Source organism: Algoriphagus vanfongensis DSM 17529, assembly GCF_000429465.1.
Classification (GTDB): Bacteria; Bacteroidota; Bacteroidia; order Cytophagales; family Cyclobacteriaceae; genus Algoriphagus; species Algoriphagus vanfongensis.
The window spans coordinates 275,926-288,082 of sequence record NZ_AUBX01000016.1 but is presented as its reverse complement, the minus strand read 5'-3'; the positions used below and the strand labels follow the sequence as shown (position 1 = coordinate 288,082).

Sequence of the window (12,157 nt, the reverse complement as noted above, 5' to 3'; positions counted from 1 at the left end):
AGAGCTTTATCCAATCTCAATGGGGAAGGCATTCGTTTTGAAAATTTTCACTGCAATGGAAAGAAGGATGATCCCAAAAATCCTTCTCAATACATCCAAACCTGTCTTCCCGAGTTTGCGCTCCAGCCATGTCGTGCTTTTCAAAACAGCATACACAAATATCAAATTCAAGACGATCCCGATCGCGATATTCACTTGGGCAAATTCAGCTTTCAGTGTCAAAATAGTCGTAAGTGTACCGGCACCAGCGATGAGTGGAAAAGCAATCGGAACAATCGAAGCTCCGGAAGAAGCATCTGGATCTGGCTTGAAAATTTCAATTCCCAAAATCATCTCAGCTCCCAAAGCGAAAATGATCAAAGCACCAGCTATCGCAAAGTCTTCTACGCCGATTCCAAACAGTCCCAAAATGGATTTCCCTGCCAGCAAAAACAAAATCATCAACAAGCCGGCAGCCAAAGTTGCTTTTTCTGATTGGATATGCCCAGCCTTTTTGCGGAGGTTGATAATAATAGGAATAGATCCCAAAATATCGATCACCGAAAATAGGATCAAAGACACTGAAAGGATTTGCTTGAAGTCGATCATGCCACAAAGCTACGCCAAATTATATTTGCTTTCCACACTCTTTGCTTTAGGAAATTGTGAAAACGAAAAGAATTAACTCGTTACCCTTTTCTTACAATCGTTAGCCAGAGGAAAGAAATTATAAAAAGAATCGAGACGAACGTTGATAAATAATTCGCCAGGTTCCATTTCCATATCTGTTTAAGCGATTCTTCTCCTTCGCTTGTTAGTTCAATGAATTTGGAATCAGACACATCTAGATGAATAGGCTCGTAGGTATCTCCACAACTAGGCAGGTTGGGTCGAAGCTCTTTGAATTGGCCATCAATCTCTTTTAAAATTCTAAGTCGATCTGGATATATCCCCTCCATTTCAATCACCAAAGTCCGGTCATCACTTTCGGTGTTTTCTTTCCAGAAAATCAAATAGCCATCAGAAATAACTCTAGCAAGATAAAAAGTCCCAATCGGCCCATTACTTTGGAATGATAGTTCATTCGGGCTGGAGGCAATTGCCCCTGGGGATATTCCCGCCGACTTGACCAACAAACCAGCTCCAAACAATAATAGAAGAACGATATAGCATCCTCTCCTGAAGATCACTTTACGAATTCGACTAGATCCATAGGATAGAGCGATCAGAACCAAATCTAAAAGAATTAAAACTAATGCAGTCCCAATAGGGAGTTGGTAAAGCATGGCAACTACTACTTTTTCACAATTTGATTTTTGCTCCAACCTCCAAAATAGAACAGCAAAACCATTGTAAATCAATAGTTTTGCTGTTCTATTTATTTCAATAGTTTCGCAAAAACTCAATCAATTTATCCAGTTCCGGATCAGTTATCGCCGGGAAATTAGCGATACGGAAAGAGGTCGGTTTCAGTGGCCCGTAGCCACTTCCAAGCTGCATTCCATGCTTTTCTGCTTCTTTTTTCACCGCAGTGATCGTCTCTTCTGTGCCGCTCACCGCCAAGACAGTCGTACTTCTAGCCTCCTCCTTGTCAACCAAAAGACGGAAAGCTTTGGTATTGGCGATGCAAGTCTCCAGCTTGAGCATTCTTTCTCTCAGTCGCTCATCTATAAACTGAATCTCCGGGATATCCTTCAAAACTCGATTCATCAGATAAATCCCGAGGACATTGGGAGTATAGTGTGTCTGATATCCGGCTGCATTTTCAAGGATAAAGCTCAGACTATTGTATCTCCCACTTTCACCTTTGCGATTGGTCTGCTCGATAGCTCTTGGAGAAAGGATCAATATCCCCAAGCCTGCCGGCAAGCCAAAGCATTTCTGCACCGAAGCGTACCAGATATCAGCCAGTTCAAATTTCAAGTCAATCCCAGCCATGGACGAAGTGGTATCAACAGCGATGAGTTTTTCTGGATATTTTTCTCTGATTTCTTCCAAGTATTCCATTCTCACTTGGGAAGCATTGGAAGTTTCATTTTGGGTGATTCCTATCACATCAAACTCTTCCCCGATTTCCAGACTCGGCACATCGACGGTCTCATTGGCAGCAAGCTTCAGTCCGCCAGTTGCCGGATTGATATGAGAAGCAAAGGTGACCCATTTTTTCCCAAATGAACCTGAATAAATATGAAAACTCGCCTTCTCTACGATGGACTGGGTGATGATCTCCCAGTTTTCGGTGGCAGAAGAAGTGAAAAGCAATTTGTAATCCTCCGGCATGTGCAACTTCTCACGCATCAGCTGCTCTGTCTCCTGATAGAGATTCATAAACTTGGCACTGCGGTGGTTGGCACTCAGGATACCTTCTTGATACGCCTCCTGAAGATAAGTAGGCAAGGCATCATAGACCTTGGATGGTCCGGCTGCAAATGTGATCATAGTTGTTTGATTAAAGAAAATAGCGAATTCCCAGTTCGTAGCCTTTCAGCCCCAGGCCTGAAATCATTCCGACACAGGATTTGGAAATGATGCTTTTGTGACGAAACTCCTCCCGCTTGTAAATATTGGAGATGTGTACCTCCAATACAGGCGTGGTCACTCCAGCAATCGCATCAGAAATAGCCACGGAAGTATGGGTATAGCCTCCGGCATTAAGCAAAATGGCGTCAAAAGAAAACCCAACCTCATGAATTTTGTTGATCAGTTCACCTTCGACATTGCTTTGGTAATATTCAATTTCGATCTGAGGGAAGAGTGATTTCAGGGTTTCGAAATACGCTTCAAAAGAAGTATCACCGTACACATCTGGCTCTCTTTTGCCCAAAAGGTTCAAGTTAGGACCATTGATAATTAGAATTTTCAAAATTTTCTTCGGTTTTCGAGCTGGAAAGAATTCTGGTTCAAAGTTAAAAAGTAGGAGCAGATTTTCAGGTTTATTCTGCGCTGAGCTCGGGATTTATTTTTCGGTGCTCTTCGAAACACGTGTTTTTCCTTGGGACTTTGTAGCTTTGCAGCATGGAAGAAGTTCAAAAAAGAGATATCAGAAAACTCAGTTTGAGTGAGTTGGAAGAGTTTTTTCTTTCGCATGGAGAGAAGAAGTTCCGTGCCAAGCAAGTATATGAATGGCTTTGGAATAAATCTCTGAAAAATTTTGACGACATGAGCAATATCTCCCTTTCGACCAGGGAAATGCTCAAAGCCCATTTTTCCATCAACCATATCTTAGTGGATCTCATGCAGCACTCTACGGATGGTACGATCAAAAATGCCGTAAAACTATACGATGACAAAATCGTCGAGTCTGTACTGATCCCTACTTCCAAGCGGATCACAGCTTGTGTTTCTTCTCAGGTAGGCTGTAGCTTGGATTGCAATTTTTGTGCGACCGCGCGTCTGAAGCGTATGCGAAACCTCAATCCAGATGAGATCTATGATCAAGTAGTCGCTATCAAAGAAGAAGCCGACACTTACTTCCAGAGACCTTTGACCAATATTGTCTTTATGGGCATGGGAGAACCTCTCCTCAACTACAATAATGTGATCGAGGCCATCGACAAAATCACTTCTCCCGATGGCTTAGGAATGGCCGCCCGTAGGATCACTCTGTCTACCGTAGGTATTCCCAAAATGATCATCAAGATGGCCGATGATGAAGTCAAGTTCAACTTGGCTATTTCTCTTCACTCCGCCATCAACGAGACTCGCTCTCGCCTCATGCCGATCAATGATAAAAGTCCCCTAGAGGATCTCGGCGAGGCATTGAAATACTGGTATAAAAAAACCAAAAGAAAAGTCACGTATGAATATGTGATTTGGGATGGGGTCAATGACGATGAAAGACATGCGCTGGCTCTAGCCAAATTCTGCAAACTCATCCCTTCTAAGGTCAACATCATCCAATACAACCCTATCGACGAGGGAGAATTTAGACAAGCTAGCCAGGCCTCTGTCGACATGTATGTCCGAGTATTGGAGTCCCAAGGAATCGTCGCCAAAGTCAGAAAATCCCGTGGCCAAGATATTGATGCTGCTTGCGGCCAGTTGGCCAATAAAAATGAAGTTGGAGACTTGTCAAAAGTTTAACCTGGATTTTGCATTTGGATTCGTAGTACGGGATCCAAATGCAAGAAAATCAGCCGCTTTAGAGTTCATAGCATCGCTATCGGGAAAGCGAAAAGTGAAGCACAGCGTCTGATATTGAAGCAATTTGAGTCTGCAGCAGCTTTCTATTGCATAATGTGAGTTTAAGACTAGGGTTTCTGATTTCTTCCCTATTTTTCAAGCAAAGCTTTCTCTGATTTTGGATTAGCACTTGTTTTGTTCGTCAAAGCCTCCTAATTTTTCTATTCAATCAAATTTTTGGAAAATGAAAAAGGCTTTAGCGATTCTTTTAATTGTAGTGGGAATGACGACCGGATTACATGCCCAGTCCTTGGAGCAGGGGAATTCCCGATTTCACGCCCATGGCACTTATGGCCTCCGATGGAAAAATTTTGGATACGGTGGTGGAGTCGAATTTTTCTTTGTTGACAATTTCGCCATCATGCCCAGCTTCACATTTCTTCAGCCGGATGTAGGCAAAGGCAGCAATTTCAGCATGGATCTTCGCTATTATATTTCCGATGGACCTTCCCAACTGTTTTTTCTAGCAGGCTACAGCCAAAGCTGGCAAAACACCCAACCGGGAGATCCGGGAGTGAGACAATCCTATAAGGGGGCAAATATTGGAGTGGGGACGTATATCCGACTGGTGGACTGGGTGGGACTCAATACCGAATTTAGATTTCAGAGTCAGACACCTCGGGAAGCCGGATTCCGATTTGGATTGGCCTTTCCTCTTTGATTATTTTTTACTGAACTCAAACAGCTTTCTCTTTTCGTCCTTGGTCAAAGCCTCATAGCCACGATCTGCTATTTTGTCCAAAATCCGGTCTATTTCTTCCTGACTGGCATCATCACCGATGGTGGTCTTTTTGGTTTCTGCAGATTTGGTGAATGAACTGAAGCCTCCACCTGATTTGGTTTTAGCTTTGCGATAGCTCACTTTGACTTTGGATGGATTTCGTTTGAAAAGATCCTCAAAGAAAATCCCTACTTTCTGGACCGGCACCCCCAAGTCCACTCCTCTGCGTAGCTGAGTGATATAAAAATAACCCAACAAAGCCCCTCCCAAATGTGCTAATTCTCCTCCCGCATTGGCTCCGGCAGAATTGGCAAAGGAAAGAAGCACATAGAATATAGCGATATACTTGATCTTGACCGGCCCGAGAAACATCAGAAAAAAGGTCGTATTCGGAGTCAAAGTAGCTGCTCCGACCACAATCGCAAACACCCCCGCACTGGCTCCAAGCATCATCGAGCTATGGACCGAATCACTAAAATACGGCGCCAAATTATAGATAAGCATATAGAATAGTGCTCCTGCCAAACCTCCCAAAATATAGAGATTGGTCAATTTGCGACTGCCCAGATATTGATGGATCAACTGTCCAAACCAGAACAGAAAGAGCATATTGAAAAGAATATGGAGAAATCCCTCATGCAAAAACATATAGGTGAAAATACTCCAGGGCTGCATGGCCAACTTAGGCAGCGCTGCCGGCATCATCAGATAAGAGATCAAAGAAGAGTATACATCTCCAAATCCCCCGATAGTCATAAAAACTCGCGCCACTAACAATACCAGCCAAACCAAGATATTGATGGCGATCAGCTTATAGAGGCTGTTGTTGGTCTGCGTAAACGCGTTTTTTAGGTTATCCCAAAAATTTCCGTACATATCAATAAAAACTGTTTCGGTCTTTCTTCCACTTATAGACTAGTGCTCCTCCTATGATCAGTCCACTCAAGTGGGCAAAGTGGGCGACATTGTCCAGCGGGTTATTGATCAGAACGTTGTAAATTGTGTAAAGGCCATAAAAAAGCACTAAATATTTTGCTTTCACAGGCATAGGTGGAAAAAGCAAAAACAACTGGGTGTTCGGGAAAAGCATCGCAAAGGCAATCAAAATCCCAAATAAAGCCCCTGATGCTCCTACCATTGGAATATTGGATTGAATCTCCAAGATCGCTTGCAGGGTCTGATTGGCCCGATCAATTTTGGCAGGATCTTGAGGATTTCTACTGAAATCATCCACGAAATCGTAAACTGCGCGCTCAAAGAAACCTCTATTTTCGGTGACGATCTTATTGAAATATTCTGGATCAGGATTGGCCTGGAAAGCCTCCACTTTAGTCTCCAAATTATTCATCCGATAGACATTGTACCCAGAATACAGCACTCCAGATCCTACGCCACAGATCATCCAGAGTGTCAATAATTTCTTTGGCCCCAAAAACTGCTCAAGCAATGGCCCGAATATCAAAAGCCCAAACATATTGCTGAACAAGTGCCAAAAATCTGCATGCATAAACATGTAGGTCAAAAACTGAAATGGCATAAAATACCGGCTATCGATATAGTAAAGCGCAAACAATTGATTGAGCGAAGGAAAAATAAATGCACTCACGATAAACAAGACAACATTTATCAGGAGCAAATTCTGAACAACTGGTGTGATATTTCTAAACATGCGATTTTCCGAAGAATGAGTGGATGCTGGATAAATCCAATTTTACAAAGGTTTTGTTCCCCCCCAAGCCAAAATTTGGGTTTTGGCAGGCAAAAAGCTGCCCTACCAACGTTTCCATTTCTTGGGCATTCAATTTCTGTCCCCTTTTCAACGATGACTTCCTAGCCAGAGAACGGGCTAGATTTTCTCGATTATCCAAAGAAAGCTCGTTTTTGAAGTTTTTGAACTGCTCGATCAGGCCTTCAAAAAGCTCTTTTTCATTTTTCACCTGGATGTCTGCCGGTACTCCCTGCACCAAAATCGAATTATTGCCAAACTCAGCTAGCATAAAACCCAAACTTTGGAGCTCCGTGATCACGCCCATGACCAGTTCGTAGTCACCAGGACTGAGCTGGACAACTGGAGGAAAAAGGCATTGCTGCGAAGGTCCTTGAGCGACTTTCAGCTGTCTCAGATAGCGCTCATACAGGATACGCTCATGAGACGCTTGCTGATCCAGGATCAATAGCCCGGTGGACATCTGTGCGACAATATAGTTTAATTCGACCTGAAAAGTCGTTCCAGTATTTTCTGTCTCTGCAGGCCGGGAAAATACGGTCGAACTATCCTCTGGATTGGCCCGGCTGGAAAAAGTCAGGACCTCAGCTTCTTCCTCGTCGCGATCGACATCAGGAAGTGCAGTTCTTTCTGGCCTGATCCCCGCATCATTCCCTTCAAAAAGCCGCTCCCAACCCGAAGTACTTGCCTTCTTGAATTCCGGAGTATTGAAAGTCTTATAGCTATACTCTCGGTCTACATCTGCTTTTTTACTTTCATCATTAGTCCAGGTCTCTGTGAAATTAACATCCACACTGAAATCCAGCGCCGGCACCACATGATGAGCTCCCAATGCCTGCTTGACTGCAGCACGGATCACCGCATAGACTGTACGCTCATCATCAAATTTGATTTCGGTTTTCGTCGGATGGACGTTGATATCGATATGAGAAGGATCTATTTCCAAAAAGAGCACATAAAAAGGATGCTGATCTGGCTGTATGAGGTTTTCAAAAGCTGTACTTACGGCATGATTGAGATAAGAGCTTTTGATGTAGCGATTATTGACGAAAAAGAACTGTTCGCCCCGGGTCTTCTTAGCCGACTCGGGCTTGCCGATATATCCTTTGACATTGATATGCGGGGTGAGTTCCTCACATGGAACGAGTTGACTTTGGTAGTTTTTGCCAAATAAGCCTACAATCCGCTGACTGAGTTTGCCGGGAAAAAGATTATACACCTCCATGTCATTTTGCATCAGCGTAAATCCGATCTCAGAATAGGCGAGTGCCACACGTTGAAATTCCTCCACGATATGACGCATTTCCACAGGATTGGACTTCAAAAAATTTCTCCGAGCCGGCACATTGAAAAATAGGTTTTTCATGGAAATGGAAGTTCCTGGAGTCGTGGCCACAGGCTCTTGCTTTTTGACCTCCGATCCCTCGATTTGGATCAAGGTGCCGAGCTCTTCGGTACTTTGCCGGGTTTTCATTTCCACTTGAGCGACCGCCGCTATAGAAGCCAGCGCTTCTCCCCGGAAGCCAAAGGTGCGGATAGAGAATAAATCTGCGCTGTTGCGAATTTTGGAAGTAGCGTGTCTTTCGAAGCTCATCCGTGCATCGGTAGCAGACATCCCTTTGCCATTGTCGATGACTTGGATGAGTTGCTTCCCGGATTCTTTGACGACTACTTGGATTTTGGTAGCTCCTGCGTCGATCGCATTTTCGAGGAGTTCTTTGAGAGCTGAGGCAGGTCTTTGTACGACTTCTCCAGCTGCTATTTGATTGGCAATAGCATCTGGTAAAAGCTGGATCAAATCATTCATTGACGGGACTTGGGTTTGAGCTTGAAGAAATAATAAACTGATACGACAAGCAATCCAAGGTAAAGCAAGTATTCAAATATCACTGGACCCAAGTAGATATACCCAGCCAGTCCAGCCACCAAAAACAAGAAAATCAAGGTCCGGATCATCGCCGTGGAAGTCATGATGCTTCCCTCTCTCGCTTTGATACCCTGATGCTGGGCAAACGCCCCTCTGATTCCAGACTCGTAGTGTCTGAGTCTATCCTCTTCACTGACATCTCCCAATTTCCCTTCCGCTTCCAATTCCTTTTGGATCCGGGCAGTTCTCTCCTTGAGCTCCTCCTTGACCGGGTCATAGTATCTGGGCTTGACTTCAAAGCGAGCCGGATTGGAAGTACGGAATATGGATGGAAATTTCATCGATTTAGGTGTCTATTAATGCTGTCGGCCAATTCGGCTCCTTTGGAAGCCCTCAATTCAGATACTGCCGACAATCAAATTTATACCAATTTTAACCCCAAAACAGGTCTAATGTTCCCCTTTCTTTCCTATCTTCAATTTATATAGCTTGGGAAAGTACTATAGATAGGCTAAAGTGGGCAAGTGGACGTTGAATTAGATGGCAATTTGCATGGCCTACAGCACAAATTTATTTTAAAAGTTAAAGATTAAAAATTAACTCGAGCATGAGTCAAAAGCTTACCGGAGTTTTCATCCTCTGCTGCATTGCATTATCCTTCGTTTCTGGAAGAATGGACAATGCTGTTTTGGTCGAAGACCCCTTGGTCTCCAAAGACAAAACCGATCAAAACAACTGGGTAGATTCTGTATTTCAAAATCTCACTTTGGATGAGCGACTGGGACAGCTTTTTATGGTCGCAGCATATTCCAACAAAGACCAGCGCCATATCGACGAGATCAGCACCTTGGTCAAAAACGAAAATCTCGGCGGTCTGATATTTTTCCAGGGAGGCCCAGATAGACAAGCTAGATTGACCAATTACTATCAGGCACTCTCTAAAACCCCGCTTTTTATAGCTATGGATGCCGAATGGGGCATCAGTATGAGACTGGACTCTATTGCTGATTTTCCCAAAGCTATGACTTTGGGAGCCATTCAGAATACGGACCTTATTTATGACATGGGCACGGAGATGGCCCGGCAGTTTAAGGAACTGGGCATGCATATCAACTTTGCGCCAGTCGTGGATGTCAATTCCAATCCTGACAACCCAGTAATCGGCTATCGGGCTTTTGGAGAAAACAAAAAAGCAGTTGCCGCTCATGCTGTCGCCTATATGAAAGGCTTGCAAGATCATGGGGTGATCGCCAATGCCAAACATTTTCCAGGTCATGGTGACACAGAGTCTGACAGTCACTATTCCCTCCCGGTCATCAACCATCCCGAACAGAGAATCTGGGATATTGACTTGTATCCTTACCAAGAACTTTTCAAGGAGGAACTCATGTCGGTCATGGTGGCTCACCTGAACATCCCCAGCCTTGACAACACCGGAAAAACGCCTACGAGTCTCAGCAAAAAGGTAGTTACCGATCTGCTACAAAAACGGATGAATTTCCAAGGACTCATCTTTACCGATGCTTTGAACATGAAAGGCGTCGCCTCTACCAATGCCCCCGGAGAAGTCGATGTCAAAGCTCTATTGGCTGGCAATGACGTGCTCCTCTATTCGCAGGATGTACCCAAAGCTAAGGCGCTGATAAAACAAGCTATCGCTGATGGAAGAATCTCTGAAGAAGAAGTCAGCCGAAGAGTCAAAAAAATACTGAAAGCAAAATACAAAGTAGGCCTCAACCAGTACCGACCCATTAAGACACACGGACTTATTGATCGCCTCAATTCTTCCAAAACTGACGCAATCCGAGAGCAACTCTATGCAGAAGCTATCACCGTCGCCTCCAATAAGGGAGAGCTACTTCCCTTCAAAGATCTTGATCTTAAAAAATTTGCAAGCTTGACCATAGGTGGAGATGGCAAGGAATTCCAGAAAAGCTTAGGAAAATATGCAGGGTTTGATCATTTCGAAATCGACAAAGCCGGTAGTGAATCTTCTCACTACAACTTGATCAAAAAACTGGAAGATTATGATGTAGTGGTTGTAGGATTGATGGGCGTCACCAATAGTCCCCGCAGAGCATTTGGGATAGCCCCAGGAGATATAGACCTCCTCAGAAAGTTGGAAGAAAGACAGAAAGTAGTGACTGTCTTATTTGGCAATGCCTACGCATCCAAATTTCTCGATGGGTTGGGGCATGTGGTTTTTGCCTTTGAAAACAACGATCTCACACAAAACATTGCTCCTCAGGTGCTCTTTGGAGGTAGACCAGGCATGGGCATACTTCCTGTCTCTGTCAGTCAGCAGTATAGATTCGGAGTAGGCGGATATCTCGAAGGCCTCAAAAGATTGTCTTACGGAAGCCCAGAAAGTGTAGGACTGAATGGGGAAATTCTGGATCAAATCGATGCAGTAGCCGAAAAAGCGATCAGAATCCAAGCAACCCCGGGAGCCAATGTCCTTGTGGTAAAAAACGGCAAAGTAGTTTTCGAGAGATCCTACGGTCAGTTAGAATACAAGTCCAGCCCCAAGGTCAATTCTGAAACCGTCTATGATCTCGCATCCATCACCAAAGTATTGGCAACTACCCAAGCAGTCATGTTCTTGGAAAGTCGGGGAGAACTGGATATGAATAAAACATTGGGTGACTACCTCCCTGAGCTACGAGGCACCAACAAGGCCAATCTACAGCTCAAAGACGTCATGGCTCATGAAGCAGGGCTTAAAGCTTACATTCCGCATTATGTAAAGACAGTCCAATCCGGTCAATGGAGAGGAGACTACTACAAACCCTCTTCCGCTCCGGGATTTTCGCGGCCAGTTTCCAATGACATGTACGCCATCGACGGGCTCCGGGACAGCATCTGGAGCTGGACTGTCAAGTCTGATTTGCTCCCCAAAAAAGGAGGGAGAAACTCCTATGTTTACTCAGATCTGACTATGTACTTTATGCAAGGAGTCGTAGAACGCGTGGTCAATCAGCCTCTGAATGAATTTTTGGAACAAAACTTCTATAAACCGCTAGGGTTGGAGACCATGACTTTCAATCCTTTTGAAAAAATGTCCTTGGACAATATCGCTCCTACCGAAAATGACGTCGCCTTCCGCAAAAGACAAGTGCATGGCTATGTGCATGATCCTGGAGCCGCCATGTTTGGAGGAGTGGCGGGCCATGCAGGCCTATTTGGTAAAGCCAATGACTTGGCCGTGATGATGCAGATGATGCTCAATGGAGGCTATTATGGAGATGTCTCCCTTTTGGACCCTGAAACGATCAAGGACTTCACCAAGCGGCAGTCCAATCAGAGTCGCCGCGGATGGGGATGGGACAAGCCCGAACCCGAAAAAGATAAAGGAGGCTCAGCTGGAAAGCTAGCTCCCAAATCCACATTTGGCCATACGGGCTTTACGGGGACATGTGTGTGGGCAGATCCTGAGAATGAGTTGATCTATGTCTTTTTGTCCAATAGAGTATATCCAGAGGCTGAAAACACAAAATTGCTGCGGGAAGGAATCCGTACCGACATCCATGACATCATCTATCAGGCCATGGCCAAAAAGTAAAGTATGATTCATTTGAGTTAATTATTATCTGAAATCAACCCATCTATTCACACTGAAAACCAGTTGATTCCGACCTCTATTTGGATTATTTATCATTTATTTGAACAAATTAAAGGTAGC

Annotated in this window: 11 protein-coding genes; 3 read left to right on the top strand and 8 right to left on the bottom strand. The window is 44.3% G+C overall.

The window, feature by feature from the left end:
- Positions 1 to 6: 6 nt before the first annotated feature.
- The 4 genes from G460_RS0116610 to aroQ form a co-directional block, all read right to left on the bottom strand.
- Positions 7 to 588 (bottom strand): MarC family protein, encoded by a 582-nt coding sequence (locus G460_RS0116610; RefSeq protein WP_026956422.1) that lies wholly within the window; start codon positions 586 to 588, stop codon positions 7 to 9.
- Between the two features lie 80 nt (positions 589 to 668).
- The gene (locus tag G460_RS0116605) at positions 669 to 1,385 is read right to left on the bottom strand and encodes a hypothetical protein (protein ID WP_026956421.1); all 717 of its coding nucleotides are present in this window, start codon (positions 1,383 to 1,385) and stop codon (positions 669 to 671) included.
- Positions 1,363 to 2,418 (bottom strand): aminotransferase class V-fold PLP-dependent enzyme, encoded by a 1,056-nt coding sequence (locus tag G460_RS0116600; protein WP_026956420.1) that lies wholly within the window; start codon positions 2,416 to 2,418, stop codon positions 1,363 to 1,365. The genes G460_RS0116605 and G460_RS0116600 overlap by 23 nt, the downstream gene beginning before the upstream one ends.
- A 10-nt stretch (positions 2,419 to 2,428) precedes the next feature.
- Positions 2,429 to 2,842, bottom strand: coding sequence for a type II 3-dehydroquinate dehydratase (gene aroQ, locus G460_RS0116595; RefSeq protein WP_026956419.1), 414 nt, complete (start codon positions 2,840 to 2,842; stop codon positions 2,429 to 2,431).
- A gap of 152 nt (positions 2,843 to 2,994) precedes the next feature.
- Between aroQ and rlmN the strand changes: the two genes are divergently transcribed.
- Together rlmN and G460_RS0116585 are read left to right on the top strand one after the other, a co-directional pair.
- On the top strand, positions 2,995 to 4,062 hold the full coding sequence (rlmN, locus tag G460_RS0116590; protein WP_026956418.1) for a dual-specificity RNA methyltransferase RlmN: 1,068 nt from the start codon (positions 2,995 to 2,997) through the stop codon (positions 4,060 to 4,062).
- Positions 4,063 to 4,345: 283 nt separating this feature from the next.
- Entirely contained in the window at positions 4,346 to 4,822 is a 477-nt protein-coding gene (locus tag G460_RS0116585) for an outer membrane beta-barrel protein (protein WP_051316085.1), read from the top strand.
- Here the strand turns inward: G460_RS0116585 and G460_RS0116580 are convergent, their stop codons facing one another.
- Genes G460_RS0116580 through G460_RS0116565 form a run of 4 tightly spaced genes read right to left on the bottom strand, consistent with a single transcriptional unit; the run spans position 4,823 to position 8,816 of the window.
- Complete coding sequence (locus G460_RS0116580) at positions 4,823 to 5,758, bottom strand: rhomboid family protein (RefSeq protein ID WP_026956416.1); 936 nt, start codon at positions 5,756 to 5,758, stop codon at positions 4,823 to 4,825.
- A 1-nt stretch (position 5,759) separates the two neighbouring features.
- A complete protein-coding gene (locus G460_RS0116575; protein WP_026956415.1) occupies positions 5,760 to 6,551 on the bottom strand; it encodes a rhomboid family intramembrane serine protease in 792 nt (263 codons plus the stop codon).
- Positions 6,544 to 8,415 carry a DNA mismatch repair endonuclease MutL gene (mutL, locus tag G460_RS0116570; protein WP_026956414.1) on the bottom strand — a complete coding sequence of 624 codons (1,872 nt, stop codon included), beginning with the start codon at positions 8,413 to 8,415 and terminating at the stop codon, positions 6,544 to 6,546. The genes G460_RS0116575 and mutL overlap by 8 nt, the downstream gene beginning before the upstream one ends.
- On the bottom strand, positions 8,412 to 8,816 hold the full coding sequence (locus G460_RS0116565; protein WP_026956413.1) for a hypothetical protein: 405 nt from the start codon (positions 8,814 to 8,816) through the stop codon (positions 8,412 to 8,414). The genes mutL and G460_RS0116565 overlap by 4 nt, the downstream gene beginning before the upstream one ends.
- A 266-nt stretch (positions 8,817 to 9,082) precedes the next feature.
- On the opposite strand from G460_RS0116565, the gene G460_RS0116555 reads away from it, so the two are divergent.
- The gene (locus tag G460_RS0116555) at positions 9,083 to 12,037 is read left to right on the top strand and encodes a serine hydrolase domain-containing protein (protein ID WP_026956412.1); all 2,955 of its coding nucleotides are present in this window, start codon (positions 9,083 to 9,085) and stop codon (positions 12,035 to 12,037) included.
- Positions 12,038 to 12,157 lie beyond the last annotated feature (120 nt).

Bases quoted from the DNA above. Each gene is read 5' to 3' on its own strand.
- mutL (WP_026956414.1), bottom strand. From the start codon at position 8,415: ATGAATGATTTGATCCAGCTTTTACCAGATGCTATTGCCAATCAAATA.
- G460_RS0116565 (WP_026956413.1), bottom strand. From the start codon at position 8,816: ATGAAATTTCCATCCATATTCCGTACTTCCAATCCGGCTCGCTTTGAA.
- G460_RS0116555 (WP_026956412.1), top strand. From the start codon at position 9,083: ATGAGTCAAAAGCTTACCGGAGTTTTCATCCTCTGCTGCATTGCATTA.
- G460_RS0116575 (WP_026956415.1), bottom strand. From the start codon at position 6,551: ATGTTTAGAAATATCACACCAGTTGTTCAGAATTTGCTCCTGATAAAT.
- rlmN (WP_026956418.1), top strand. From the start codon at position 2,995: ATGGAAGAAGTTCAAAAAAGAGATATCAGAAAACTCAGTTTGAGTGAG.
- G460_RS0116580 (WP_026956416.1), bottom strand. From the start codon at position 5,758: ATGTACGGAAATTTTTGGGATAACCTAAAAAACGCGTTTACGCAGACC.
- G460_RS0116600 (WP_026956420.1), bottom strand. From the start codon at position 2,418: ATGATCACATTTGCAGCCGGACCATCCAAGGTCTATGATGCCTTGCCT.
- G460_RS0116610 (WP_026956422.1), bottom strand. From the start codon at position 588: ATGATCGACTTCAAGCAAATCCTTTCAGTGTCTTTGATCCTATTTTCG.
- G460_RS0116585 (WP_051316085.1), top strand. From the start codon at position 4,346: ATGAAAAAGGCTTTAGCGATTCTTTTAATTGTAGTGGGAATGACGACC.